20 protein-coding genes and 1 pseudogene are annotated in these 25,863 nt (G+C 74.8%); 11 read left to right on the forward strand and 10 right to left on the reverse strand.

Going from position 1 to position 25,863, the window contains the following annotated elements:
- The first annotated feature begins 81 nt into the window (after positions 1–81).
- The 3 genes from IOD16_RS10620 (at position 82) to IOD16_RS10630 (ending at position 2,931) form a co-directional block, all read left to right on the forward strand.
- The gene (locus tag IOD16_RS10620) at positions 82–1,446 is read left to right on the forward strand and encodes a DUF4041 domain-containing protein (RefSeq protein ID WP_201439891.1); all 1,365 of its coding nucleotides are present in this window, start codon (positions 82–84) and stop codon (positions 1,444–1,446) included.
- Positions 1,447–1,448: 2 nt separating this feature from the next.
- The gene (locus tag IOD16_RS10625) at positions 1,449–2,003 is read left to right on the forward strand and encodes a DUF2510 domain-containing protein (RefSeq protein WP_236594881.1); all 555 of its coding nucleotides are present in this window, start codon (positions 1,449–1,451) and stop codon (positions 2,001–2,003) included.
- Positions 2,004–2,079: 76 nt separating this feature from the next.
- Positions 2,080–2,931, forward strand: coding sequence for a serine/threonine-protein kinase (locus IOD16_RS10630; protein ID WP_201439893.1), 852 nt, complete (start codon positions 2,080–2,082; stop codon positions 2,929–2,931).
- A gap of 10 nt (positions 2,932–2,941) precedes the next feature.
- On the opposite strand, the gene IOD16_RS10635 is transcribed toward IOD16_RS10630, so the two are convergent.
- Positions 2,942–3,724 (reverse strand): alpha/beta fold hydrolase, encoded by a 783-nt coding sequence (locus IOD16_RS10635; RefSeq protein ID WP_201439894.1) that lies wholly within the window; start codon positions 3,722–3,724, stop codon positions 2,942–2,944.
- 95 nt (positions 3,725–3,819) lie between these two features.
- On the opposite strand from IOD16_RS10635, the gene IOD16_RS10640 reads away from it, so the two are divergent.
- Positions 3,820–5,133: an aminotransferase-like domain-containing protein gene (locus tag IOD16_RS10640; protein WP_201439895.1), complete on the forward strand. Its 1,314-nt coding sequence runs from the start codon at positions 3,820–3,822 to the stop codon at positions 5,131–5,133.
- A gap of 9 nt (positions 5,134–5,142) precedes the next feature.
- A complete protein-coding gene (locus IOD16_RS10645) occupies positions 5,143–6,123 on the forward strand; it encodes a squalene cyclase (RefSeq protein WP_201439896.1) in 981 nt (326 codons plus the stop codon).
- 19 nt (positions 6,124–6,142) lie between these two features.
- On the opposite strand, the gene IOD16_RS10650 is transcribed toward IOD16_RS10645, so the two are convergent.
- The gene (locus IOD16_RS10650) at positions 6,143–7,204 is read right to left on the reverse strand and encodes a DUF2332 domain-containing protein (protein WP_201439897.1); all 1,062 of its coding nucleotides are present in this window, start codon (positions 7,202–7,204) and stop codon (positions 6,143–6,145) included.
- 236 nt (positions 7,205–7,440) lie between these two features.
- On the opposite strand from IOD16_RS10650, the gene IOD16_RS10655 reads away from it, so the two are divergent.
- The gene (locus IOD16_RS10655) at positions 7,441–8,265 is read left to right on the forward strand and encodes an aminoglycoside phosphotransferase family protein (protein WP_236594882.1); all 825 of its coding nucleotides are present in this window, start codon (positions 7,441–7,443) and stop codon (positions 8,263–8,265) included.
- Here the strand turns inward: IOD16_RS10655 and IOD16_RS10660 are convergent.
- Together IOD16_RS10660 and IOD16_RS10665 are read right to left on the reverse strand one after the other, a co-directional pair.
- The gene (locus IOD16_RS10660; RefSeq protein WP_201439898.1) at positions 8,220–10,742 is read right to left on the reverse strand and encodes an ABC transporter substrate-binding protein; all 2,523 of its coding nucleotides are present in this window, start codon (positions 10,740–10,742) and stop codon (positions 8,220–8,222) included. The genes IOD16_RS10655 and IOD16_RS10660 overlap by 46 nt on opposite strands.
- A 101-nt stretch (positions 10,743–10,843) precedes the next feature.
- Entirely contained in the window at positions 10,844–11,074 is a 231-nt protein-coding gene (locus IOD16_RS10665) for a hypothetical protein (RefSeq protein ID WP_201439899.1), read from the reverse strand.
- Between the two features lie 144 nt (positions 11,075–11,218).
- On the opposite strand from IOD16_RS10665, the gene IOD16_RS10670 reads away from it, so the two are divergent.
- Positions 11,219–11,866, forward strand: a complete 648-nt coding sequence (locus IOD16_RS10670; RefSeq protein ID WP_442978116.1) for a dienelactone hydrolase family protein — start codon at positions 11,219–11,221, stop codon at positions 11,864–11,866.
- A gap of 75 nt (positions 11,867–11,941) precedes the next feature.
- Here IOD16_RS10670 and IOD16_RS10675 read toward each other — a convergent pair whose 3' ends face one another.
- Entirely contained in the window at positions 11,942–13,537 is a 1,596-nt protein-coding gene (locus IOD16_RS10675; RefSeq protein ID WP_201439900.1) for a glycoside hydrolase family 64 protein, read from the reverse strand.
- 191 nt (positions 13,538–13,728) lie between these two features.
- Between IOD16_RS10675 and IOD16_RS10680 the strand changes: the two genes are divergently transcribed.
- Positions 13,729–14,928: a cysteine desulfurase-like protein gene (locus IOD16_RS10680; RefSeq protein ID WP_201439901.1), complete on the forward strand. Its 1,200-nt coding sequence runs from the start codon at positions 13,729–13,731 to the stop codon at positions 14,926–14,928.
- A gap of 185 nt (positions 14,929–15,113) precedes the next feature.
- Here the strand turns inward: IOD16_RS10680 and IOD16_RS10685 are convergent, their stop codons facing one another.
- Positions 15,114–15,713, reverse strand: coding sequence for an acetoacetate decarboxylase family protein (locus IOD16_RS10685; RefSeq protein ID WP_201439902.1), 600 nt, complete (start codon positions 15,711–15,713; stop codon positions 15,114–15,116).
- Positions 15,710–16,464 (reverse strand): annotated as a pseudogene (locus tag IOD16_RS41410) (GMC oxidoreductase); the annotation flags it as partial. The gene IOD16_RS10685 and the pseudogene IOD16_RS41410, both read right to left, overlap by 4 nt.
- Positions 16,465–16,521: 57 nt before the next feature.
- Between IOD16_RS41410 and IOD16_RS41415 the strand changes: the two are divergent.
- On the forward strand, positions 16,522–16,644 hold the full coding sequence (locus IOD16_RS41415) for a helix-turn-helix domain-containing protein (RefSeq protein ID WP_442978117.1): 123 nt from the start codon (positions 16,522–16,524) through the stop codon (positions 16,642–16,644).
- Positions 16,645–16,738: 94 nt separating this feature from the next.
- Here the strand turns inward: IOD16_RS41415 and IOD16_RS10695 are convergent, their stop codons facing one another.
- On the reverse strand, positions 16,739–17,779 hold the full coding sequence (locus IOD16_RS10695) for a LacI family DNA-binding transcriptional regulator (RefSeq protein ID WP_201439903.1): 1,041 nt from the start codon (positions 17,777–17,779) through the stop codon (positions 16,739–16,741).
- 232 nt (positions 17,780–18,011) lie between these two features.
- Here IOD16_RS10695 and IOD16_RS10700 point away from each other — a divergent pair, with 232 nt between their 5' ends.
- Complete coding sequence (locus tag IOD16_RS10700; protein WP_201439904.1) at positions 18,012–20,078, forward strand: acyltransferase family protein; 2,067 nt, start codon at positions 18,012–18,014, stop codon at positions 20,076–20,078.
- Here IOD16_RS10700 and IOD16_RS10705 read toward each other — a convergent pair whose 3' ends face one another.
- Both IOD16_RS10705 and IOD16_RS10710 read right to left on the reverse strand, forming a co-directional pair.
- A complete protein-coding gene (locus IOD16_RS10705; RefSeq protein WP_236594884.1) occupies positions 20,079–22,844 on the reverse strand; it encodes a DEAD/DEAH box helicase in 2,766 nt (921 codons plus the stop codon). It lies immediately after the preceding gene.
- A gap of 1,340 nt (positions 22,845–24,184) precedes the next feature.
- Positions 24,185–25,315, reverse strand: a complete 1,131-nt coding sequence (locus IOD16_RS10710) for an alkaline phosphatase family protein (RefSeq protein ID WP_201439905.1) — start codon at positions 25,313–25,315, stop codon at positions 24,185–24,187.
- A 36-nt stretch (positions 25,316–25,351) separates the two neighbouring features.
- Between IOD16_RS10710 and IOD16_RS10715 the strand changes: the two genes are divergently transcribed.
- The gene (locus IOD16_RS10715; RefSeq protein WP_201439906.1) at positions 25,352–25,858 is read left to right on the forward strand and encodes a DinB family protein; all 507 of its coding nucleotides are present in this window, start codon (positions 25,352–25,354) and stop codon (positions 25,856–25,858) included.
- Positions 25,859–25,863: the final 5 nt, after the last annotated feature.

A 25,863-nucleotide genomic window follows, 5' to 3' on the forward strand; every position in this document is an offset into this window, starting at 1 on the left:
CGGGCGGTCCGGAGGCCGATCCACGGTGACACGGCCCGGAGCCCCACGTGGTTCCGGGCGTGGCTCCGGGAGAGGACCAGGGTGGCACTGTTCGGCAACAAGGAGAGCGCGGAGGTCGCCGCGCTCCAGCAGCAGCTGGCCTCGGCGCACGCGACGATCGCCGAGCTGCGCGGGTGGGTGGGCCACCTGCGCGGCGCGGAGACGGGGGAGCTGGAGGCCGAGCTGCGGGGGCTGCGGTCGGCGGTGGAGCAGGTCGAGAAGGAGGGCGCGACGCTCGCCGAGTCCCGGCGGCGGCTCGTGGCCGAGGTCGACGCCTGGCGGGCGCGGCTGGTCGAGACCCGTGAGCTGGCCCTGCTGCAGGAGGTCGGGGTCTACGAGTACGCGCACCCGTTGGACGACGCGCTGGCCTACAAGAGCGCCTTGGACGAGGTGAAACAGCAGGTCAAGTCGGCGGCGAAGGACGACGCGGTGGCCTGCCAGGTCGACTGGGCGGTGAACGGGTCGCTCAAGGAGGGGCAGAAGCTGGGCCGCGACATCGCCAAGCTGATGCTGCGCGCCTACAACGCCGAGGCCGACAACGCGGTGCGCGCGGTCAAGCCGCACACCCGTGAGGCGGTGAAGAAGCGGCTGACCACCACCCGCGACACCATCGGCAAGCTCGGCGCGCTGATGCGCATCGTCATCTCGCCGGACTACCACCGGCTGCGGCTGCGCGAGATCGACCTGACCGCCGACTACCTGGTCAAGGTCGAGGCGGAGCGCGACGCGGCCCGGGCGGAGCGCGAACGGCTCCGCGAGCAGGCGAAGGTGATGAAGGAGATCGAACGCGAACGGGCCAGGTTGGCCAAGGAGCGGTCGCACTACGCCACCGTCGTGGCCAAGCTGGAGGCGAAGGGCGACGCCGAGGGGCTGGCGCGGGCGCGGGAGCAGCTCGCGGCGGTCGACGACGCGATCACGGGGGTGGAGCGCCGCGCGGCGAACGTGCGGGCGGGCTACGTCTACGTGATCTCCAACGTCGGCGCGTTCGGACCGGACGTGGTCAAGATCGGCATGACGCGGCGGCTGGAGCCGATGGACCGGGTGCGCGAGCTGGGCGACGCGTCGGTGCCGTTCCGGTTCGACACCCACGCCCTGTTCTTCTCCGAGGACGCGGTCGCGCTGGAAACCGCGTTGCACCAGCGGCTGACCCACAAGCGGGTGAACATGGTCAACCCTCGGCGCGAGTTCTTCTACGCCACGCCGGCGGAGGTCCGGGATCTCCTGGTCGCGTTGGGCGACGACCACGTCCTGGAGTACAACGACACCGCGGAGGCCGTCGAGTGGCGTGCCTCGGACCCCGGCCGGCGGCTCGCCGGCGGCGCGGCGCGGCCCGAGCCGGTGCTGTCGGCGGTCGCGGCCGTCGACGCCGGGGCGGACGGCGACCTGTCCGACGACGGCGGTGAGTGACCGTGCCCCACCCGTCCGCCGCGTGGCTGACCGATCCCCTCGACGACGCGCTGGTCCGCTACTGGGACGGTCGCCGCTGGACCTTCCACACGGCCGTGCGCCAGGTGGCGGCCGCCGCGCCGCCGCCGTCCGCGCCGCCGCCGCCCGCCCCCACCCTGCGGCCCGACGTGGCACAGGCCCTCGACCGGGTGCGAGGCGTGCTCGTGGGCTCGATGAAGGAGGTCAACCTCCTCGGCGGCTACCTCCGCCCGGAAGAGCGGGTGCTGGCCCTGACCGGCGCGCAGGGCGAGGGCTCCGGCGTGCTCGCCTGCACCAACCACCGGCTGCTGTTCCTCTTCGTCGGCCTGGTGCGCAAGCAGGTCCTCCAGGTGGACTGGAACCAGGCCAAGGGGGTCACCTACGACCGGGCGTCGAGGATCTTCGCCGTCTACACGACGAAACCGACGAAACGGGCCGTGCCCGCGATGGCCGTCCGCGTGCGCAACCTGGCCGACGCGCAGGCCGTGGCCCAGGCCGCGCAGTCCGCGTCCGCCGCGCCGCGCCTGGACGTCCTCTGACGGGGGCCGGCGGTTTGACCACCTCGCCGGGCGGGAATTCGGCAGACGTCCGGATAGGCGACCGAAGGGTGGGGCCATGTCGTTGGCCACCGAGGACCGCGTGCTCGAAGGTCGCTACCAGCTGACGGGCAAGCTCGGCGTGGGCGGCACGGCCGAGGTCCACCGGGGGTGGGACCTGCTGCTGCGGCGGTTCGTCGCGGTCAAGGTGTTCCACGGCGACGAGGTGGACGGGCGCCGGTTCGACAACGAGGTCCGCACGCTGGCCGGGCTGTCGCACCCCGGGCTGCTGTCGGTCTACGACGTCGGCTCGTGCGACGGGACGTCGTACGTGGTCATGCAGCTGGTCGAGGGCACGACGTTGCGCGACCGGCTGTTCGACGGCACGTTCACGCCCGTGCAGGCGCGCGCTCTCGGCCACCAGGTCGCCGACACCCTCGCCCACGTGCACGAGCAGCGCGTCGTGCACCGGGACGTGAAGCCGTCGAACGTCCTGCTCGACGGCTCCGACACCGCCTACCTGGCCGACTTCGGCCTGGCCCACCCGCTCGGCTCGACCCGCGTCACCAAGACCAGGGAGGTCGTCGGCACCGCCGCCTACCTGGCGCCGGAGCAGGTGCGCGGCGAGGAGGTCGGCCCGCCCGCCGACGTCTACTCCCTCGGCCTGCTGCTGCTGGAGTGCCTGACCGGCTACCGGGAGTACCCGGGCAACCGGGTGGACGCCGCGATCGCCCGCCTGCACCGCCCGCCCAGGGTGCCGCAGGAGGTGCCCACCGGCCTGGGCCGACTGATCGCGCTCATGACGTCGCCGTCCCCGAGCCGCCGTCCCTCGGCCGCCCGGGTCGCCGACGAGCTCCGCCCCGCGCCGGCCGCGCTGCCGCGCGACCGGCTCCTGTGCGGTGTCCGCACCCCCAGCCGGCCCGCCGCCTGAGGCCCGCCTCTCAGAGCGTGGCCAGGAACCGCTCGACCGCGTCGGTGAACTCCGCCGGCCGTTCGAGGTTGGGCAGGTGGCCCGCACCGGGGATCACCGCGAGCGTCGAGCCGGGGATGGCCGCGTGCATCCGCTCGGCCACGGCGACCGGCGTGTACTCGTCCTCCTCGCCGACGACCACGAGCGCCGGCACGGCGACGCGGGACAGCGAGTCCAGGTAGTCGGGCCGCTCCGCACGTCCGCGCCACCCCGCCGCCGCGCCCTCCGGCGACGTGCCGCGCATCATCCCCAGCACGTGCTCGGCGACGGCGGGCAGCGCGACGACGTTGGCCGGCGAGATCATCTTGTCCAGCACCTCGTCGGCGTACGGGCCCATGCCCTCGCGCAGCACCCGCGCCGCCAGGTCGTTGCGCAGGTCGCGGCCCGCCGCCGTGTCCGCCTCCGGGAACGTGTCCGCCAGCACGAGCGCGCGGACGCGCGCCGGGTGCGACCGGTGCAGCTCCATCGCGATCTGGCCGCCCATCGACAGCCCGCACAGCACCACCCGGTCCAGGCCGAGGCGGTCGAGCAGCCCGATCAGGTCGTCGGCGAACACGTCGAGCGGGGTCTTGCCGGGCACGACCGTCGACTCGCCGTACCCGCGCAGGTCGGGTGCGACGACCCGGTGCCGGGCGCGGAGCCGCTCGACCTGGGGCCGCCACATCGAGCGGTTGAACGGGTGGCCGTGCACGAGCAGCACCGGGACGCCGTCGCCCTCGTCGTCGTAAGCGATGTCGATGTCGTTGACCCGCATGTTCCCCCCAGCGCCGGTTGACGTCAGGAGCCTAGGAACGCGACCCTGCTCGGTGCAATGAAAACAATGCTCTCGGTGCAATGTGGGGTGCTCGCGTGGCGGACTACCGCCTGATCGCCGACCGGCTCGCCGCCGAGGTCGCGGCCGGCCGGCTCAAGCCCGGTGACCGGCTGCCGCCGCAGCGCGCGTTCGCCCGCCGCCACCGCATCGCCGGGTCCACCGCGGCCCGCGTCTACGGCGAGCTGATCCGCCGCGGGCTCGCGGTCGGCGAGGTCGGGCGCGGCACGTTCGTGCGGGCCGCGCGCCCGCCGGTCGATCCCGCGCCGGCCGAACCGGGCGGGGCGCGGGTCGACCTGGCGCTGAACTTCTGCGTGCTGCCCGACCAGCCCGCCCTGCTGGCGCCCGGCCTCGACCGGCTCGTCCGGCACGGGCTCGCCGACGCGCTCACGCCCGTCGGCGTCCGCGGCACGCCGGAGGCACGCGCCGCCGTCGCGCGCACGCTGGCACGGGGCGGGTGGACGCCGGACGAGAGCCGGGTGTTGTTCACCGGCAACGGAAAGCAGGCCGTCGCGGCCGCGGTGGCGGCCTTGGTGCCGGTCGGCGGCCGGCTCGGTGTGGAGACCGTGACCTACCCGGTGGTGAAGGCGATCGCGGCCAGGCTGGGCGTCACGCTCGTGCCGCTGCCGGTGGACGAAGCGGGCGTGCTGCCGCGGGCGATCCGGGCGGCCGACGTGCGCGCGGTCTACCTCCAGCCGATCCTGCACAACCCGCTCGGCGCCACCATGCCCGACCAGCGCCGCGCCGAACTCGTCGACACCGTGCGGGAGCTGGACGTCCAGGTGGTCGAGGACGCCGTCTACGCCTTCCTCGGCCCCGACCTGCCGCCGCTCGCGCCCGAGCGCACGACCGTGGTGGACAGCCTCTCCAAACGCCTCGCGCCCGGCCTCACGGTCGGGTTCGCCGTCCCGCCCGCGCACCTGGTCGACCGGGTCGCCGCCGCCGCGCGCTCCGGCGGCTGGACCGCGGGCCGCTTCGCGCTCGCCGCCGCGACCGAGTGGCTCACCGACGGCACGGTGGACGCCGTGGTGGAGCGCAAGCGCGTCGTCGCGCTCGAACGGCAGCGTCTCGTGCGCGACCGCCTGGCGGGCTTCGACCTCGGCGCCGACCCCGGCTCCTACCACTGCTGGTGGCGGCTGCCGGACCGGTGGCGGGCCGACACGTTCGTGGCCGCCGCGGCACGGCGGGGCATCGCCGTCACGCCCGCCGCCGCGTTCGCGGTCGTGCCCGGTCACGCGCCGAACGCCGTCCGGCTCGCCCTCGCCTCCACCTCGACCCCTGTGCTGACCGCGGCGCTGGACGTGCTCGCCGCCCTCGCCGAAGGCGGTCCGGAGGACGAGCAGGTCGACTAGGGTTCGCGCATGACCAGGCTCTCTTGGCTGCTCGACGCCGATCCGGCGCTGCGCTGGCAGGTCGAGCGCGACCTCGCCCACGAACCGCCCGAGGTCTGGGAGGCGACGCGGGCCAGGATCGCGACCGAGGGCTTCGGCGCGCGCCTGCTCGCGCTCCAGGACCCGGACGGGCAGTGGGCGGGCGGCGCGTTCTTCCCGGCGGGCTTCGACTTCCACGGCCCGGAGGCGGCCGAGGGCGCCGGGCAGCCCTGGACCGCGACGACGTGGACGCTGGACTCGTTGCGCGAGTGGGGGATGGACCCCGCGGTCCTGCGCGAGCGCCGCACGGTCGAGCTGCTCGACCGCAACTGCCGCTGGGAGTACGACGACCTGCCGTACTGGGGCGGTGAGGTCGACTGCTGCATCAACGCGTGGACCGTCCGGAACGGCCTGTGGCTCGGCGCGGACGTGACCGGCATCGTGGACTGGTTCGTCGAGCACCGCCTGCCCGACGGCGGCTGGAACTGCCAGTGGGTCGAGGGTTCGACGCGGTCGTCGTTCCACTCGACCCTCAACTCCCTCAAGGGACTGCTCTCCTACGACGCCGCGACCGGCGGCACGGACGCGACGCGGGCCGCCCGCCGGGCCGGGGAGGAGTACCTGCTGGCACGGGGGCTGTTCCGCCGGCTGTCCACGGGCGAGCCGGTGGCGCCGTGGGTGAACCGCTTCTCCTACCCGTTCCGCTGGTTCTACTCCGTGCTCAACGCGGCCGAGCACTTCCGCCAGGCCTCCCTGCTCGACGGCACGCCGCCGGACCCGCGCATGGCCGACGCGATCGAGCTGGTCCGCGCCGAGCGGCAACCCGACGGCACGTGGCTCCAGGCGCGCCGGCACCCGGGACGCGTCTGGTTCGAGGTCGACGTGCCGCCGGGGGAGCCGTCGAAGTGGCTGACCCTGTACGGGACACGCGTGCTCGACTGGTGGGACACCGCCGCCCGGTCGGCGCGCTAGCCGCCCGGCCGCCGCCCGGTCAGGACCGCGCCAGCCACGCCAGCACGCCGCCCCGCGACCAGCAGCGGCCGACCGCCTCGGCGTGCAGGGTGGACCCGTCGAGCACGACCGGGCCGATGGTGCTGTGCCCGGAGGCGCGGCGGTCGCCGAGCGTCGGCACCGACGGTGCGACCCCGACCCCTTCCACCGACACCCACGCCACCGGTCGGCCCGCCGCGGCGTCGTCGAGGCGGTGCAGGAAGCGCAGCCGGCCCTCCAGCGGGAAGCTCGACAACGCCCACGTCGTGAGGACGACCGGCAGGGCGTCCGACGGCACCCGGGCGACCGCGTCGGGCAGCACGTCGACGGCGTCACCGCGCAGCAGCAGCGGGGGGTCCGCCGCGGCCAGCGCGACCTCCGCCTCCAGCTTCGCCCCGCGCTCCGGTCGGTCGGGCGGCACGCAGGCGCGCAGCCAGCGGACGTCGTCCGGGTCGGTCACGTCGAGCGGGTCCAGGTCGACGCCGACCTTGGCGACGACCTCGGGCAGCGCCCGCGTCGGCACGGGCCGGTCGCCCACGACCGACGCCGTCAGCCGCACCGGGGAGGCGGGGTCGCCGAGCGACTGCCCGTTGCCGTAGGCGATGCCGACGCGGTCGACCGTGAGGTCGAGACCTGCCGAGCAGCCCACGTCGACCAGCCCGACCGCGTCCGCGCCCGCCCGGCGGGCCACCTCGGCGACGGCCGGGTACAGCACGGCGCCGTGCCCGGTCTCGTCGGCGCGGAGCCGCCGGCGCGCGACGAGGTCGACGACCGGGTCGGTCAGGCGCACCAGCGCGTCGACGGCCGCGCCGGCGGCGGCGTCGCCGTCCCCGGTGGCGTAGGCACCGGCGAGTGCCGGGGCACGTCCGGCGAGGGCGAGGTCGTGCAGCGCGGCGAGGACCAAGGAGGGGTGCCGCTTGCGCGCGGGGGCGGAGCCGATGGCGCGCAGCGCCTCGGCGGACTCGCTGAGGGCGATGGCGACGCGCTCGTGCAGCGGCGACGTCCCGGCGGCGGCCTCGCCGAATCGTCGGTACACCTCGGCGAGCGTGCGGGCCTCGGCCACGGGCGGCGTGCCTCCTGCGGTCGGCCCGGCATCACGGCGATCCTAGTGGCCGGCCGGTGCCGGCGTCGCCCGCGATGCGGCGATCAAGGGTTTGGTGACGGGCGACCTCAGGTTCGGGCAGGACCTGGTGCGGGCGCTGCTGCGGGAGCAGCACCCGGATCTCGCGGACCTCGGACTGCGCGACGTGGACGGGGGGTTGGGACAACCAGCTGTGGCGACTCGGGGACGAGCCGGCCGTGCGCCTGCCGCGCACCGAGCGCGCGCCCGCCCTGCTGCGCGCCGAGCGGACGTGGCCGCCGGTGCCGGCGGACCGGCTGCCGCTGCCGACACCGGTCCCGGTGCGCGCCGGCCACCCGTCGAGCCTGTTCGAGCACACGTGGACGATCGCGCGCTGGGTCGAGGGCGAACCGGCCGACCGCGCGCCGATCACCGGCGCCGACGCGGCCGGCGACCTCGCGGGGTTCCTGCACGCGCTGCACGACCGGGCTCCCGCCGACGCGCCGGCCAACCCGACGCGCGGCATCCCCCTGGCCGGGGTGCGGGACGGGGCGGGGGACTGGTTCGAGCTGATCGCCGACCACCCGGGCGCCGACCGCGCGCGGGAGGTGGGGGAGCGGGCCGTGGCGGCTCCCGCCTGGTCGGGCCCGCCGCTCTGGCTGCACGGCGACCTGCACCCGGCGAACGTGGTCGTCCGGGACGGGACGCTCGCCGGGGTGGTCGACTTCGGCGAGCTGTGCGCGGGCGATCCCGCGACGGACCTCTCCGCCGCCTGGGTCCTGCTGCCCGCCGGCGCGGCGAGCCGGTTCCTCGACGCCTACGGGCAGGCCGACGACGCCACCGTCACCCGGGCCCGCGGCTGGGCGGTCCTGCGCGCCCTGGGCCTGATCGGGATCGGGCGGAACGGACGGCTCGGCCTGGCCGGGGGCGAACCGACCTGGGAACCGGCGGGTCACGCCGCACTGGACCGGGTCTGGCGGAGAGCTGACCGCGACCACCCCGGCCCCCGCGCGGCACGTCAGGCGAAAGCCACCAGGTACGTCGCCAGCACCGCGAGCAGGTAGACCGGGTAGCCGACGCGCGAGGCGCGGGCCAGTCGCCGTTCCGCGTCGTCCCGCCGCACCGACGCCAACCGCTTGCGCAGCATGGCGACCAGCACGCACCCGACGGCCAGCAGGATGAACGCGTAGTAGCCCCACTCCAGCGCCACCGTGTAGCTGACCGACGGCAGCTGCGACGTCACGTTGGTCAGCAGCACGGCGGTGCTGAGGATCGCCGTGACACCCATCGACACGGGCGCGGCGCCGTCGGCGGCCTTGAAGAACAGCGACAGGTACGTGACGCAGATCAGCAGCAGCAACGGCAGCAGGTTCTTCAGCAGGAACGGCAGCGTGTCGCGGACGATCTCCACCTCGCCCGTGTACTGGCTGTAGTAGATGCCCTCGGCGACGCCCGCCGCGGAGCCGTTGCCGAGGGCGTCGCTGCTGCCGACGGTCCGCTGGAAGAACCGGGCCGACGTGGCCAGCCAGTTCGGGATGGCGTTGATCGTGGCCTCCGCGTCCGCGCCGCTGCGCAGGTGGTGCTCGGCCGGCTGGTCCAGCACCTCCTTGTCGGTCACGTACACGACCTCGTCGGCGGTCCGGGTCCGGTTCTGCAGCACGACCTCCAGGTGCTGGTGGTCGAACGGGAAGCTGCGGAACTCGAAGCCGTTCTTGAACCGGTCGGCCACCCGGTACAGCCGGTAGGTGCCGTTGTCGTCGGTGACGTCGCGCAGCGGCTCGCCCAGCTCCAGGTCCGGCTCGACCGCGTTGACGAACTGCACGTCCGCCGCCGTGTGCGGGCCGGTGTACTTCAGCCACAGGAAGAAGTCCACGAAGTACGTGCCGTCGCGGGTGTCCAGGTCCCGCACCTCGTTGAGGTTGATGCCGGTGGCCACGACCTGGCGGCGGGTCAGGTACCGGTCGCCGACCGGGATCACCGTGCCGTCGGCCACGGCGGCGCCCAACGCCTGCGGCGACGGCGGCTCGTACACCGTCAGCTGCACGGGCGCGGACACCAGCCGCGTGCCGTCGCTGGTCACGAACGACACCGGCATCTGCGCCGAGCCGTTGGCGGTGAAGTACAGCGGGCCCAGCAGCGCCGGGAACGCGTTCTTCTTGTCCTTCAACGCCGCGAGGCCGTCGCGCAGCCGCCCGCGGTCCTCGGCGATGGTCGTCTCGTCGAGGCCGATGCGGCCGGTGGTGAGGACGTGCAGGCCGACGTTGAGCGCTTCCCGCGCGGTGGCGGCGTGCCAGCGCGGTCGTTCGCCGTAGCGCCGCTGGTAGTCCTCGGCCCAGGCCAGCGCGGGACCGGACAGCGAGTCGTGCGCCATCGGGGTGGCCAGGTGCAGGTCGCGCGTGGCGCCGCCCAGGGCGTCGTGGAACGACGTGGTGCCCAGGGAGGCGGTGCCCAGGATCGGCGCGGTCACGCCCGCCTCCCGCAGGCCCTTGACCAGCGGGACGCCGTTGCGGTCCTCGGTGGCGAGCAGGACCGGCGTGCCGGGGGGCAGGGCCTTGACCCGGTCGATCGCCGGCCGGGGGTCGTCGGCGACGGCCACGGTGGCGACGACCTCGCCGAACTGCCGGTAGGACGCCGTGAACGCGGCCTGCGCGGACCGGCCCGAGGCGTGGTCGTCGTGGATGACCGCGACCTCGCGGGCGCCGAGCACCCGGGCGGTGTAGACGGCGAGGAAGTCGCCCTGGGTGCGGTCGCCGAACATGCTGCGGAAGTACCAGTCGCTGCTGTCGGTGACGCTCGACCCGCTGGCCGACGGCGTGACGGCGGGGATGCCGGCCGCGCGGTAGATCGGGGCGGCGGCCAGCGACGTGACCGTGACGCCGTGCCCGATGACGTACAGCGCCCGGTCCTCGCGGACGATCTCCTCGGCGATGCGCTCCGCCCGCTCGGGCTGGTCGGCGTCGTCGTAGACGAGCAGTTCCACCGGGTGCCCGTTGACGCCGCCGGCGGCGTTGACGTCCTCCAGGCCCATCCGCACGCCGCGCTCGACGTGGGCGGCGGCGGCCGGGTCGCGCCCGGTCAGGCCCACCACCAGGGCGACGTGCACGGGGGTGTCGGTGGCCTGGCCGACCGCGGTCCACACGCCCGCGCCGGTCGCCGCCACCAGCACCACGACGCCCGCCGCGAGCAGCCCTTTCAGCTTCGTGCGGCGTTTCGGCGCGTGGTCGACGGGGTCCGGGCGAGGCGGCTCGACCACGTCGCGGGCCTCGGGCGGCGCTTGCGGTTCGACGCCCCGCAGCGCGCGCCGGGCCCGGCCGGTGGCCGGGTCGGCCTTGATCGCGTACGCCCGGTCCAGGCAGAACAGGCGCTCGGCGTCGTCGGCGACGAGTTCGGCGAGCCAGCGCCAGGCGGGTTCGTACTCGGCGTCCTCGGCCAGCGCCACGCCGAGCAGCCTGCGCGCCGCGGCGGGGTCCGCGGCGCGCAGGGCGATGGCCTGGTGGGTGAGCGTGACGGCGGTGTCGGGCTTGGCCGGCGTTTCGGGCACGGGCGGAGGCTAGGTTCACCACCCGGTGCCCGATGGAGGATCCCCTGACCGTGGCACGTCCACCTGATCGGGTGTTCTGCGTGGTCGTTCGGTGGCATCGGTCATTCGGTCGGGCGGCCGTCCTCGTCCACGATGTGCATGGCCGCGTCCTCGGGGCCGCGGAGGTAGTCGGACCCGGCCTCGGCCGCGATGGACGTCGGCTCCTCGTCGACGAAGTCGCCGTCGTCGTCGGGCGCGGTGTACTGCGGGCCCGCGGTTTCCGGGTCGTGCAGCGGTTCGCGACCCGCCCCCTCGCCCCATCGCGGTTCCATTGCCTCCTGCTGCTCGGACATCGGTCCTCCGTGGGCTCGCACTCGGTCGTCGGCCATGGTCGGGCTCCTCCCGTGCCGGTCAGGGGGCACACCGACGGGTTACCCGGGTACGCCGGTCGGACACTGTTCCGTTTGCGCGTGCGCGAGCCGGTGAACCCGGAGGTCATGACGAGGACCGGCACGATGGCGGTGTCGGTCGACGCCTGGGGCGTCGACCTGGCCGCTGACCTCGGCGTTCCGTCCGATCCGGCCGGTGTGGTGGTGTTCGCGCACGGATCGGGCAGCTCGCGGCACAGCGGGCGCAACCAGGCCGTGGCGGAGTCGTTGCGGCGGGACGGCTACGCGACCCTGCTGCTCGACCTGCTGACCGAGCGCGAGGAGCGGGAGGACCGGGTCACCGGGCGGCTGCGGTTCGACATCGGGCTGCTGGCGGAGCGGGTGGCGGCGTCGGTGGAGTGGACGTCGAGGGCGCCGGCGACGCGGGGGTTGCCGATCGGCCTGTTCGGCGCGAGCACGGGCGCGGCGGCGGCGCTGGTGGCGGCGGCCGGGACGTACCTGGTGCGGGCCGTGGTGTCCCGGGGTGGCCGGCCGGACCTGGCGGGACGCGCGCTGTCGCGGGTGCGCGCGCCGACGTTGCTGGTGGTCGGCGGCGACGACGAGGAAGTGCTGGAGCTGAACCGCGCGGCGGCCGAGGAGTTGGCGGTGCTGTGGCGGCTCGAGGTGGTCGAGGGCGCGACGCACCTGTTCGTCGAGCCGGGCGCGCTGGACCAGGTCGCCCACCTGGCGGGAACGTGGTTCCGGGACTTCCTCTGACCTCTGGCGGCGCGGGGGTGGACGCGGCGCGACCGCGGTGTCCGCGCCGCGCCGCGTCCAGCCGGTGGCGCGGTCCTAGCCGCGGCGCCACTTCTGGTTCGCCGTGCCGCCGCACTCCCACAGCTGCAGGACCGCCCCGTTGGCCGGGTTCCAGTCGGCGATGTCCAGGCACTTGCCCGCCTGCGGGTTGACGAGGTCTCCCGCGGCGGTCAGGACGAACTGCTGGGCGGGGTTGCCGCTGCACCTCGCGACCTGGACGGCGGCGCCGTTCGCGGTCGAACCCCAGGCCACGTCCATGCACATGTCGTTCTGCATGCGCAACGTGCCGCCGGTCGCCTCCCACTGCTGGTTGGTGCCGCCGGTGCAGTCCCACACGACCAGGCGCCGGCCGTCGGTGAAGTCCCGGTTCGGCACGTCGACGCACTTGCCGTGCCACGCGCTGACGATGCCGCCCGCGGACACCGGCGGGGGAGTGGCGCCGCCGCCGGTGAACGGGGTCAGGGTGATGCCCGCCGAACGCGGGTCGCCGTCGTGCACCAACGACTCCTGCGCCTGCACGTCGTCGAACGCGAAGCCGTAGGCCTTGCCGTCCACCATGTTCCGGTGCACGAGCCGCGAGTAGTGGTTGGTGATCGCACCCCGGTAGAAGTCGGCGGGACCGCCGCCGGGCTGGGTGTCGACCGTGCCGAGCGTGGAGCGGTGCAGCGCGGCGCACAGGGTCCGCGCGATCGGGCCCACGACCTGGTCGTTGGGCGCGTGCAGCGCGCCGTCGCAACCCCACACGTCCGAAGTGGACGGTTTGGCGAACGACGCCACCTGACGACCCGACGGGTCGGTGAAGGTCATGGTGGCGCCCGAGGTGCGGCCGGAGTAGCGGATGTCCGGCCGGTCGCCGAACGGGACCACGGTCAACGTCTTGGCGGTGTAGGCGTTCCACGCCTGCGTGATGTAGGGGTCGAGGTAGTCGCGGGCGAACAGGCCCGCGTCGGCGGCCTTGCCCGGCGCGAGCACGCGCACCACGGTGCCGTCGGCGCGGGTGCGGACCGAACCGGCCCAGCCCGCTTGGCCGCGCAGGCCGTCGATGACGTTGTCCCGGCCGTTCGCGACGAGTTCGCCGGTCTTCTTCGTCACGCCGCTCGCACCGGTCACGCTCACCGCGTGCGGCACGGCGAACATGTCCACCTGGGAGCTGTTGAGCCACAGGCCCGCGTCGTTGTAGGTGAACTCGCTCCAGTCGAACAGGATGTCCCGGTTCGGGTCGCTCGGCGACCACGGCGCGGGCTGCACCAGGCCGTCCGGGGTCAGGAAGAACTTCAGCTTCTCGCCGAACGACAGGTAGACGCGGCCGGAGATGAACCGCGGCACGCGCACGGTGACGCTGCCGCCGTTCGCCGGGCCCGCGATCGACACGTCCGGCGCGGGCGAGGGCGGGTTGGCGCCGGCCGGCCACGGGGTGAACGTGCCGGACCGGTCGACGTGCCCGAGCCGGCCGCCGGGGCGGATGTCGGTGCCGAGGACGTACAGGTGGACGGCTTCGGACCGGCCGCTGTGGTTGGTGATCGTGAGCGGCAGCAGGTCCGGTCCGACGGCCGCGGCCGGTGTGGCGGCGGCCAGTGACGCCGATGTGACGAGCGCGGCGAACGCGCTCAACCACCTCGTCGGGGTGCGCATGGTGACTCCTCGGTGCAGGGGGTGGTCCCGACCTCCGGGCCGGTTTCAGGGCGGCCAGGCGGTCGACGCCGACGCGGACGGGGTCCGTGAGAGCGCTTCCATAGGGTTGTGCGATGGTTGGACCACTGTCAAGACCGGAACGTGACCCGGATTACTGGAGTCCGATGTGGATCGGCGGTCAGAGTGGGGGCATGACTTACGACGTCGACTCCGTCCGCGCCCGCTTCCCCTCCCTCGCCACCGGCACCGCCCACTTCGACGGCCCGGGCGGCTCGCAGGTGCCCGCCGCCGTCGCGGACGCCATGCGGGACGCGATGACCTCGTCCCTGGCCAACCGGGGCGCGGTGACCGACGCCGAGCGCGCGGCCGACACGATCGTGCTGGACGCCCGGCGCGCGGTGGCAGACCTGCTCGGCGCGCCGCCGGAGGGCGTCGTGTTCGGGCGCAGCATGACGCAGCTGACCTACGACTTCGCCCGCACCCTGGCCCGCACCTGGCGGCCCGGCGACGAGGTGGTGGTGACCAGGCTCGACCACGACGCGAACGTGCGGCCGTGGGTGCAGGCCGCCGAGGCGGTGGGCGCGGTGGTGCGGTGGGTCGGGTTCGACCCGGCGACCGGTGAGCTGGACGACGTCGCCGGGGCGCTGTCGGAGCGGACGCGGCTGGTGGCCGTCACGGCGGCGTCGAACCTGATCGGCACGCGGCCCCCGCTGGCGCGGATCGCCACCGCGGCGCACCAGCGCGGCGCGCTGTTCTACGTGGACGGCGTGCACCTCACCGCGCACGACGCGGTGGACGTGGCGGCGTTGGGGGCGGACTTCTTCGCGTGCTCGCCGTACAAGTTCTTCGGCCCGCACTGCGGAGTGGTGGCGGGGCGGCCGGAGGTGCTGGCGGACCTGCGGCCGGACAAGCTGCTGCCGTCGTCGGACGCCGTGCCGGAGCGGTTCGAGCTGGGCACGTTGCCGTACGAGGTGCTGGCGGGCTGCACGGCCGCGGTGGACTTCATCGCCGACCTGGTCCCGTCCGGCGGCACCCGGCGGGACCGCGTCGTGGCGTCGTTGGCGGCGGTGGGCGAGCACGAGGACCGGTTGCGGGAGAGGGTCGAGGCGGGGCTGGCGGAGCTGCCCGGGGTGACGGTGTGGTCGCGGGCCCGGCTGCGCACGCCGACGGTGCTGGCGACGTTCGCCGACCACGCGGCGGCGGACGCGTACCGGCACCTGGCCGGGTTGGGCGTGAACGCGCCGGCGGGCTCGTTCTACGCGATCGAGGCGTCCCGCCGGCTGGGGCTCGGCGACACCGGCGGGCTGCGGGTCGGGCTGGCGCCGTACTCGACCGAGGCCGAGGTGGACCGGCTGCTCGACGGGTTGGGCTCGTTCCTGCGTTCGGCCTAGCGGCGACCACCGACGTGCCGAGCCGACCGGCGTGATGCCGGCGGCGCGGGTGAGCAGGGCCCGCCCGATGGTGGGGAGTCCGTGCCCCGACCGGTCTGCGCCGGTCGGGGCGGGGTCGGGTCGGGTCGGTCGGAGCGCGCCGGCCAGGCCGGGAGCGGCCGTGACGGCGCCGGGGTCCTGGCGTGTCAGCGGTGGCGCGGGCCGAACGTCATCCGCATCCGGCGGACGGCGACGCTGACCAGGGGCCGGTGGGGGAGCAGCCAGGCCAGCGGGCCCGCCGGGTCGACGCGCCAGCGGGCCCGGACCGGGGCCACGCGGCCGGTGGCGCGCAGGGGTGTGCGGGCCACGCCGTCGCCGAACGCCTGCCACGTCGACGTCGCCGCCGGCGCCGGCACGTCGAACCGGGGCGCCCGCGCCCGCACCGAGGCGATGGGGCCGTGCCCGTCGCGGGCGGACGCGGCGAGGTCGCCGCCCCACTCGAACTCGGCCAGGTCCTTCGGGATGCCCCACAGCTCCCGGCCGCCCGCCCGGGACGACGGGCTGTCCACCCAGATGCGCGTGATCGACACCCCGAACCGCCACCCCCGCCGCACCAGCACGGCGGCCAGCACCTCGTGGTACGCCATGCCGGGCGGCCGGTAGTCCACGAACGCCGTGCCGACCGCGGCCCGCCCGAGCACCGTCACCGGCCGCACCGGCAGCGGTGGCAGCGCCGCCGCCCGGACCAGCCACACCGACACGCACGCGCGGCCGTGCAGCACCCACGGTTCCGGCGGATAGCTCATCGATCACCCCTCACGGTCAGGCGCGACGCGCCGGGAGCGGCCCGCGGCACGACCGGGTGCCGCGGCGCGACCGCCGGCAGCCGGACGTGCGCCGCGCCCGGCTCCGGCCGCGGGTCCGGTTCACCATTGTCGGGCCACGACGACATCGCCCGCTCGGCGAGCGCGGTGATGGTCAACGCCGGGTTCACGCCGAGGTTCGCCGGGATCGCGGAACCGTCGACCACGTGCGGGCCCGGGTAGCCGTGCACCCGGTGGCACGGGTCGACCACCCCGGGGCGAGTCGCCGATCACGCACCCGCCGATCAGGTGGCCGGTCAGCGGCACGTCCGCCAGGTCCGGCCACGCACCGCGCGCGACGCCGCCGACCCGTGCCGCGACCCGCCGCGGTGTTCCACGGTGGTCAGCGAGTTGTTCAGGCTCTGCATCACCAGCAGCGCGATGGTCTGCTCCGACCACCGGCGCGGGTCGTGCAGCCACCCGAGGTCACGCCACCCGCGCGCCAGGTCGCGCACGCCTCGCCGCAGCCGCCGCGGCCCGCCGTCGACCAGCGCGGTCATCAGCAGGCCCATCAGGCTGCTGCCCCGCCCGTACCGCACGGGTTCGACGTGCGTGTGCACGTCCGGGTGGAACGACGACGTGATGGCGACCCCGGCGAGTGGTCCGCCCCGCCGTCGCGCACCAGCACGCCCAGCACCGCCTCGGAGTTGGTGCGGCACAACGCGCCCAGCCGCGGCGAGAGCCGCGGCAGGCTAGCTACCAGGAGCTGCTGGACGAGGCGCGGGCGGAGGAGCTGCTGACCACGAACGACCTGCCGGTGGAGCGGATCGCGGCCCGTCTGGGCTACGGGGAGACGGCGGCCTTCATCCACGCCTTCCGCCGCTGGCACGGCACCACACCGGGCGACTACGGCCGACGCCGGCGCGCGGGCTGATCGGCGCCGGGTGCGCCGGTCCCGTCGGCTCGGCCGACCCCCGCGGTGCGCTCGGGCCGCGCCGGAGCGGGTCGGCGGCGTGCTCGACCCGGGGTCAGCGGCCGACGGGGGCGGTCGACTCGCGCCGCACCAGGCGGACCCCCATGGTCACCGCAGCCGTCGCGAGCGTGCCGGTCTCCACCGAGTCCAGCAGCATCCGCACCGCCGTGATCGCCTTCCCCGCGATGTCCTGCGCGACCGTGGTCAGCTTGGGTGTCACGTACTCGCACAGGTCGAGGTTGTCGAACCCCACCACCGACACGTCGTCGGGCACGGAAGCGCCGTCGGACAGCAGCCCCTCGACCACGCCGATCGCCAGGATGTCGGCCGTGGCGAACACCGCGGTCGTCTCCGGGTGGTCCACCAGCAGCCGCCGCCCCAGCGCGAGCCCCTCGGCGTGCGTGGTCGCGTCGACGGTGGCCACCAGCCGGTCGTCCCACTCCACGCCGACGTCGGCGAACGCCTGCCGGAAGCCCTCGAACCGCTGGTGCACCACGCCCACCGACGAGAACGACGGCCCGGCGAACACGACGCTGCGGTGACCCAGGTCGAGCAGGTGGCGCGCGGCGAGCCGGGCGCCGGTGAAGTCGTCCGACCGCGCGCCCGCGGTGAGCGGGTTCGCCGAGTAGCTGTCGATCGCCAGCACCCGGACCGCGCCCACCACGTCGGCGGTGAGCCGGTCGACCTCCTCGTCCAGGAAGCCGAGCAGGATCGCGCCGTCCAGGCTCCACGACCGCAGCGCCTCGGTCACCTCGCCGAGGTCCGTGATGCCGCGCAGCAGCAGGTGGTAGCCGCCCTTGCGCAGCTCGCGCTCGATCTGGCCGACCATCGCCACGTTGTGCGGGCTGATCATCAGGCTGTCCTCGCCCGCCGCGGGCACCAGCAGCCCGATCAGCCGGGACGACCGCGCGGCCAGGCTGCGCGCCGACGCGCTCGGCACGTACCCCAGCTCGGCGGCGATGCGCCGGACCCGGTCGATCGTCTCCGGTGAGACCCGCGCCCGGTTGTCGTTGACGACGTTCGACACGGTCATGATGCTCACGCCCGCCGCGTCGGCGATGTCGCGCAGCGTGACCCGCCGTCCTGGTGTCGGCACGCGACCAGCGTACGGGAACTGATCTTCGGCGACGACGCGCAGATGACCGCGGCCCGGACCGCGTCCACCACCGTCGCGGGGCCTCGGCCGCCGGTGTGCTCGACGGCGGCGGACGCCGAGGCGACCACGACCATCGGGCAGGCGGTGGTGACGGGCCTCGGACGCGGCACGGTCGGGTACTGTGCCGCGCCAGTAGCCGACAGCGTGGCGTTCCGACGAAGGCAGGCGCAGCGTGGTCACCGCCATCGAGGAGCACGCGCCCGCCGAGGCGCGAAGACCGTCCGCGTTCCGCACCGACATCCAGTCCCTGCGCGCCGTCGCGGTGCTCGCGGTGGTGCTCAACCACCTCTGGCCGACCGCCCTCACCGGCGGTTACGTCGGCGTCGACGTCTTCTTCGTCATCTCCGGCTTCCTGATCAGCTCCCACCTCGACCGCGAGATCACCGCCACCGGCCGCGTCCGCCTCGGCCGCTTCTACGCCCGCCGCGTCCGCCGGCTGCTGCCCGCCGCGTTGCTGGTGCTCGGCGTCAGCGTCGCCGCCGCCTACTTCCTGCTGCCGTACCCCCGGTGGGAAGCGACCGCGACCGAGGCGTTCGCCGGCGCCCTGTACTGGGAGAACTGGCTGCTCGCGGCGAAATCGGTCGACTACTCGGCGGTCAACGCGACGGCCGGCCCGGTGCGGCACTACTGGTCGCTGTCGGTGGAAGAGCAGTTCTACCTGGTCTGGCCGGTGCTCCTGGTGGCGCTGTTCAAGATCCGGCGGCGCCGGGCGCAGGTCGTCGGCATCGCGGCGGTCGGCGTGGCGTCGTTGGCGTTCAGCGTCCACTACACGCAGGTCGAGCCGAACCAGGCGTACTTCGTCACGCAGGGTCGCGTCTGGGAGTTCGCGCTGGGCGCCCTCGTCGCCCTGACCGGCGTCCACGTGTCGAAGCGGCTCGGCGGGATCGCGTCGGCGGTCGGCTTCGCGCTGATCCTCGGGTCGGCGTTCCTCTACGACCACGCCACCCCGTTCCCCGGGTACCTCGCGCTGGCGCCGACGATCGGCACGGCCCTCGTCATCGCGGCCGGCCAACGCCCGGGACGGCAGTGGCACACGGCGGTCACGGCGTCGTCACCGGTGCAGTTCCTGGGCGGCATCAGCTACTCGCTGTACCTGTGGCACTGGCCGCTGGTCGTGGTCGCGCCGTTCGTGTTCGCCGACGCGGTGGACGCGGGCCGGATGACCACGCCGCTGCTGCTCGCCGTGCTCGCGACGGCACTCGTGCTCGCCCACTGCTCCAAGGTGCTGGTGGAGGACCGGGGCGTCGCCGCACGCCTCGGGACCGCGCCGACGTTCGCCGCGATGGCCGTCGGCCTGCTCGTCGTGTCCGCCGCCGCGGCCGGGCTGGGCGCGGCCTACGCGCGGGACGCGGCGCGAGCCGAGCGGAAGGCCCAGGAGTTCCGCACCGGGTCGTGCGTCGGCGGGCAGGCGATGATCCCGGCCAACAGGTGCCCGGACCCGTTGGGACCGGCCGAGGTCGTGCACCTGGGACCCGCCGACGCCTACTTCAAGCCCTCACCCGGCTGCGTCGTCGTGAAAGGCCTCGTCGACGTCTCGAAGTGCGACTACAGCAGGGGAGCGACGTCCGCGCGGGTGGTCTGGCTCGTCGGCGACTCGCACGCCCAGCAGTGGCAGCCACCCGTGACGGACCTGGCGCGCGAGCACGGCTGGGTGCTCAAGCACGCCTACCTGGGCGGGTGCCCGCCGGCCGACGTCGACTTCGTCGGCTACGGCGGCGCCGCCACCGAAGAAGGCAGGCGCGACTGCGCCGACTGGTCCGCGCGGGTGACCGACGTGATCGCGGCCGACTCGCCGTCGCTGGTGCTGACCTCCTTCCACGCGCGCCGGGAGTTCGTGGACGACGGCAGCGGCCGCACGCAGACCGAGCAGTACCGCGACGGGCTCGAACCGCGGTGGCGGCGCTGGACCGACGCGGGCGCACGCGTGGTCGTGCTGGGCGACCCGCCGCTGAACGGCGACGTGCGCGACCCCCAGTGCGTGGCGCTCAACCCCCGCACCCCCGCGGTGTGCGCGGTGGACCGCGCCACCGCGCAACCCCCGGACCCGCTGGCGGAAGTCGCCCGCACCAGCGGCAACACCGACGTGTCCCTGATCGACTTCACCGACTACCTGTGCGACGAGCGCCAGTGCCACGGCGTCGTCGGCGGCCTCGCCGTGTACTACGACGCCGACCACCTCAACGCCGCGTTCAGCCGCAGCCTCGCACCGGTGCTGGCGGAGGAGCTGAACCGGGGGTAGTCACCGGCCGAGCCCCCGGCGGGCACGCGCCGGAGGCGGCGGGCTGTCCTCGACGTGGAGACCGGTGTACGCGGCGAGCCAGCCCGTGGCGCGGTAGTCGCCGCGCCGGGTGAACACGGCCACCCCCGTCTCGGTCGGGTCGTCGTCCTCCGCCGGCGGATACGCGACCGACGCGGTCGTCGCGGGCGCGGTCCAGACCCGGCCACGCCAGGCGACCGCGACCACGCCCGCGCCACCCGTGACGGTGGCGTGGTCGGCGTGCGCGACGAGGGCGTGGTTGGTGGCGCGCTCGCGCAGCAGCGCGGTGTAGCCGGCGTGGTCGAGCACGCACCCCGCCGGCGAACGCCCCGGCGGCCAGTCCGGCGCGCGCAGACCCCGGGCGACCGCCGAGCGCCACAAACCCGGCACCACGTCCCGCAGGTGGGCGCGGGTGGCCATCTCCTCGCACATCCACAGCAGCCTGCCCGCCCCGCGGCCCGGCGCGAGGCCCCGCCAGCGGACCCGGTGGTCGAGATCGGCGGCCACCACCGCGATCCACGGGTGCACGGTGCCCAGCACCCCCTGCGCGGCCAGCCACGCCAGGAACCTCGGCGCCTGCTCGTACACCGGGTGCAGCGTGGCCAGCGGGATGCCGCCCGCCACGCGCCGCCTCGGCGAGTCGAACAGGTGCGGCGACCGCGCCGCCAGCAGCAGCGCCGCCCACGCCAGGTCACCCGGCGCGGTCGTCGTCTGCGAACCCAACCCCTTCACCGACGTGGTGTTGGTGATCTGCGACGTCTTGCCACCCGCCTTGATCACCGTCGCCACGGCCGGCCGCACCGGCTCCGGCACCGGGATGCCCGCCAGGTCGCGGACCGCGACCGACAGCACCAGGCTGAGCGCGTTCTCCGCCTCGTCCGCGTCGTGCGGCACCGGCAGCAGGCCGAGCGTGCGGCGCAACCGGTGGCCGGTCTGGGTCGACACCATCATCCGCGCGGTGAGCCGGCCCAGCTCGGTGATGTCGAGCCGGTCACCGGCCATCGTCAGGTGACCCTCGTCCACCAGGAACGCCACGGCCTCCTGCACGGGTTCCAGGTCGTCGTCACCCTGCGCGTGCGCCAGCGTCTCCACCCACCACGCCTGCGCGTCGTCCATCGTGCCGATCCGGCCCTGGAGCACCTCGGCCAGCACGTGGTCGGGCAGCGAGTCGCGGATCCGCGAGTACACCGAGTAGCCCGCCACCAGCCTCGTCTGCCAGTCGGCGCGCTGCGTCTCGTCGACGACGAGGTACGACCAGCCCTCCGTCTCGCCCGCGCCGATCCGCCCGGCCCGGCCGAACATCTGCAGCACCGTGGACGTGTCGATCGGTTCACCGCCGATCGACACGTCACGCACGACCACCGCCCGCGCGGGCAGGTTCACCCCGGCCGCGACGGTGGACGTGGCGACCAGGACGTCCGCCTCACGGGCGCGGAACGCCCGCTCGGCGGCGTGCTTGTGCTCGTAGTCGGCGTAGTGCAGGCGGACACCGACCTCCGCGCACACCTTGGTCAGGCCGTCCACGTCATCGGCGGCGACGGCGTGCACGGGCGCGCCCCGGTCGGCGGCGACCGCCATCGCGGTCGAGCGGACGTTGCGCTTGGAACCGCAGAACACCAGCACGCTGCCGCCCTCCGCGGTGTGCCGCCGGGTCAGGTCGAGCACCACCTGTTCGCGCAGCCGGTTGTTCGCCGTGAAGCCGGAGGCGGCCGGGATCGTCGGCAGCTGCCAGGTCACCCTGGACGGCCGCCAGGTCGTGGCCACGAGGTCCGCTTCCAGCCACTCGGCGACCTCGGCGGCGTTGGACACCGTCGCCGAGAGCCCGACGATGCGGACCGGCGAGTCGATGCCGCGGACCCGCGCCAGCAGCGCCTCCAGCAACGCGCCGCGGTTCGGGCTGCCCAGCAGGTGGATCTCGTCCACGACGAGGCAGCCGACCTCGCCGAGAGCCGCTTGCAGGGACGACGCGCGGCAGATCGCCTCGAACTTCTCGGTCGTGGCGACCCAGAGGTCCGCCGCCTTGACCGCCTCGACGTCGACCGCGTACTCGCCGGAGAGGCGTTCGACGCGGAGGCCCTCGTCGCGCCACGCCTCGAGCTCGCGGTCCAGCTCGTCGGTGAGCGAGCGCTGGGGCACGAGCCAGGCGGCCTTGCGGCCCTCGTGCAGGATCGCCTTCAGCACGGCCAGCATCCCCATCGCGGTCTTGCCGGCGCCCGTCGGCGCGGTGATCAGCAGGTGGGAGTCGCCGTCCACCAGGTGCGGCGCGGCTTGGGCCTGGGCGGGGTTGAGCACCGGGAACGGCAGGAACCTCGCCCAGTCGGCGGGGACGTGCCGGGCGACCGGGACCGGGTCGGGCACGGCGGCGGGGGTCGGTTCGTGCAGGTCCCACACCATCTCGAAGGCCAACCGGGCGGCTCGGGCGCCCTCGCCCGCCACCGCCTCGCACCGCTCCGGCACCACGCCGCCCACGTCGGACAGCCAGGCGGTGGCGGCGGTCGCGGACACCTCTTCCTGCTCCAGCCAGTGGCGGACGGCCCTGAACGGCACGCCGGCTGCTCCGAGCCGTGCCTTCAACGGCTGGAATTCGGACGAATCAGGCAAAAGGACCCGAGCGTCCACGTCGGTCGGTACCGCGGGCACGTCGAAGTCGGGGTCGACCACCTTGCGCCACCACACGGGCCGCGACTCCAACGCCGCCAACGCCGGCGGCAGCACGGGCACCGCCGCCGACCGCACCGCCGGCGCCACCTCGGAACCACTGAGGATGGACCGGATCCGAGCCGCCATCGCCACGGTGGACACCCGCCGCCCGACCCGGACCCGCCCCGCCACCCCACCATCCGCCGCGCCCCCGCCACCCTCGATCCCGCCACCCTCGATCCCGCCACCCTCGATCCCGCCGCCCTCGGCCGCACCACCACCCTCGGCCGCACCGCCACCCGCCGCGTCCTGCTCCGCACCCTCAACCGCCGGCCCGTCACCCCCGCGCCCACCCCCACCGTCACCCTGCACCCCCACCCGCCGCCGCCCGGAACCCGCCGCTCCGGACCGCCGCGCCTCCACCTCCCGCGCCCCACCCCCAACTCCTGCCTGCCCCGCCCCCTCAGACCCCGCCCCCTCAGACCCCGCCCCCTCAGACCCCGCCCCCTCAGACCCCGCCCCCACCCGCCGCGAGCGAACCTCCCGCACCCCCGCACCCGATCCCGCCCGCCGCGCACCCGTCTCCGGCGTCCCAGACCCCCGCGACTCCGATTCCTGCGACTCGGACCCCCGCGCACCCGCCTCCGGCGCTTCAGCGCCCGCCCCGTGCCGCCGCGACCCAGCCCGCCCCGACCCTGACCCCGACCTCGCCTGTCCCGACCCAGCCCGCCCCGACCCGGCCGCCGGTCGCCCCGAATCCGTCTCCCACGGCAGGTCCGGCCCGGTGCCGAACTCGTCGTTCCCCTCACCCGGCGCGGTCGCCTGATCGGGTCGCGTCGCCGGTTTCCGCGACGGTTCCCGGGGTTCGGGCGGCGCGTTCCGGGGCCGGTCGACGGCCGGTGGGCGGACGGCGCGCGAGCTGCGTGCCAGGGCTTCCAGCTGGGCGTCCTCCGCGAGGCGGCGGGACACGGCGTCCGGGCGCAGGTCGCCGAGCACCGAGCGCTGCGCGAGCTTCAACTCCCGCAGCGTGAACGACGCGGGGCACGCGGGGCACGCGACGGCGGCTTGCAGCTGCTGCCGGCCGCGATCCGGGTGGGCGCGGTACAGGCCGTGCAGCTCACCTTCGCACTTCGGGCACCGGCGGTCGACGGGCAGCGGGGACAGCTGCCAGCCCGGCTCGGCGTACCGGGCGATGGCGGGCTCCGGGCGGACGCCCCACCTGGCTTCCACGACCCCGGCGACCGACGTGTCCACCACCGGCGACCCGTGCTCCACTCGTCGCCTCCCGTCCCGGCCGCGGTCGTGTCGGCGGCTCGGCGGCGGCCGACACGTGATGCTATGCCGAGCCGTGTCCGGGCGGCGGTGGTGGGGAGGGTTCGGGGTGGTCGGCGCTCGGTCTGATCAACCGACGTACGGGAACAGTGTTTCCGGACCCTTTTCGGCCATGATCACCCGATCGTGTGCAGGACCGGGATGTGCTGTTCTTCCTCCGTCAGTGAGCCGTGGTGACCGACGAAGGTACCGAGTCCCGGCTCCGCCGTCGAGCGCACCACCGCCAGCGACCCCTTGGCCGCCACCACCAGGTCGCCGATCCGCGGCAGCACGTGGTCGTCCACCCTGGGCCCGAACCAGCCCGCCGCCACGGCCTCCGCGCGTGACGCGATCCACGCCCGCCCACCCAACCGCGACTCCCACCGGTCCCGCACGGGCTCCGCCTCCGACGTGTAGACGTGCCGCACCCGCGCCTCGCCGCCGAGCGCCCGAACACCCTCCCGCAGCACGTCGTCGGTGTCGAAGTCGACCCGGTCGTCGGCCACCACCATCCCGTGGTCGGCCGTCACGACCAGCGACCCGCCCGCCGGCAACCCGTCCGCCACCGCCGCCGCCAACCGGTCGACGAACCGCAACTGCCACCGCCACGCCTCGCTGCCCGGCCCGTACACGTGCCCGAGCGCGTCCAGGTCGGCGTGGTAGGCGTAGCAGAGCACCCGGTCGGCGGACCGCATCGCCTCCGCCACCCGCGCCACGAGGTCGCCGAACCCGAGCACGCCCTGGATCCGCCCACCCCGCAGCACGGCCCGCGTCAGTCCGCTGCCCTTCTGGTCGCGCGGCAGCACGAGCCGCACCGCCACCCCGGCGTCGGTCGCCGCCTCGAACACCGTCCGCCTCGGCTGCACCTCCTCCGGCACGAGCACGTCCCGCAGGTCGACGTGCGCGGCCGCCCCGTGCCGCGACCACCGCAACGCGTTCACCATCTCGCCGCCCTCGGCGAACGAGTACCCGACCAGCCCGTGCTCACCGGTCGGCACGCCGGTGCCCAACGCGGCCAGGCTGGTCGCCGTGGTCGACGGGAACCCGGCCGTGATCGGCGGACCCGCCAACGACGCCAGGAACGGCGCGTCCTCCTCGTGCTCCCGCAACAACCGCCACCCGAGACCGTCCACGAGCAGCACGCACACCCGCGACGGGCCGGCGAGGCCGAGCACGTCCACCATCCCCGGCACACCGAGCCCGGCGAGCAGCGACGGCACGACGTCGGCGAGCGATCCGGCCCCGTACCGGGGCACCAGCGGGTCCATGGCGCCCGACCCTAGCCCTGCTTGGACGATGGACCCATGACCACCGAACGCATCGGTCCACCCCTGCGCGCCGACGAACGCGAAACGCTGCGCGCGTTCCTCGACTACCACCGCGCCACCCTGGCGATGAAGTGCGACGGCCTGTCCACCGAGGACCTGCGCCGCCGCTCCATGCCGCCGTCCACGCTCACCCTGCTCGGCCTGGTCCGGCACATGGCCGAGGTCGAGCGGACCTGGTTCCGGCGCGTGATCGACCAGGAGGACGTCCCGCTGGTCTGGTCGGCCGACGGCGACTTCCAGGTCGCCTACGACGCGTCCACCGCGACCAGGTCCGAGGCGTTCGAGGCGTGGCAGGCGGAGGTCGGGCACTCCCGCCGCATCGAGCGCGAAGCCGAGTCGCTCGACGTCACGGGCTACCACGAGCGCTGGGGCGAGGAGGTGTCGCTGCGCCTGGTCATGCTCCACCTGATCCACGAGTACGCCCGGCACAACGGCCACGCCGACTTCCTCCGCGAAGGCATCGACGGCACGGTGGGCGCCTGAGGCGC

It is taken from the genome of Saccharothrix sp. 6-C (assembly GCF_016695385.1).
Taxonomy (GTDB): domain Bacteria; phylum Actinomycetota; class Actinomycetes; order Mycobacteriales; family Pseudonocardiaceae; genus Actinosynnema; species Actinosynnema texasense.

Excerpts from the sequence above, each read along its gene's own strand:
- IOD16_RS10685 (WP_201439902.1), bottom strand. The coding sequence starts at position 15,713 with ATGAGCTATCCGCCGGAACCGTGGGTGCTGCACGGCCGCGCGTGCGTG.
- IOD16_RS10710 (WP_201439905.1), bottom strand. The coding sequence starts at position 25,315 with ATGGACCCGCTGGTGCCCCGGTACGGGGCCGGATCGCTCGCCGACGTC.
- IOD16_RS10675 (WP_201439900.1), bottom strand. The coding sequence starts at position 13,537 with ATGCGCACCCCGACGAGGTGGTTGAGCGCGTTCGCCGCGCTCGTCACA.
- IOD16_RS10630 (WP_201439893.1), top strand. The coding sequence starts at position 2,080 with ATGTCGTTGGCCACCGAGGACCGCGTGCTCGAAGGTCGCTACCAGCTG.
- IOD16_RS10680 (WP_201439901.1), top strand. The coding sequence starts at position 13,729 with ATGACTTACGACGTCGACTCCGTCCGCGCCCGCTTCCCCTCCCTCGCC.
- IOD16_RS10645 (WP_201439896.1), top strand. The coding sequence starts at position 5,143 with ATGACCAGGCTCTCTTGGCTGCTCGACGCCGATCCGGCGCTGCGCTGG.
- IOD16_RS10670 (WP_442978116.1), top strand. The coding sequence starts at position 11,219 with ATGACGAGGACCGGCACGATGGCGGTGTCGGTCGACGCCTGGGGCGTC.
- IOD16_RS10635 (WP_201439894.1), bottom strand. The coding sequence starts at position 3,724 with ATGCGGGTCAACGACATCGACATCGCTTACGACGACGAGGGCGACGGC.
- IOD16_RS10665 (WP_201439899.1), bottom strand. The coding sequence starts at position 11,074 with ATGTCCGAGCAGCAGGAGGCAATGGAACCGCGATGGGGCGAGGGGGCG.
- IOD16_RS10715 (WP_201439906.1), top strand. The coding sequence starts at position 25,352 with ATGACCACCGAACGCATCGGTCCACCCCTGCGCGCCGACGAACGCGAA.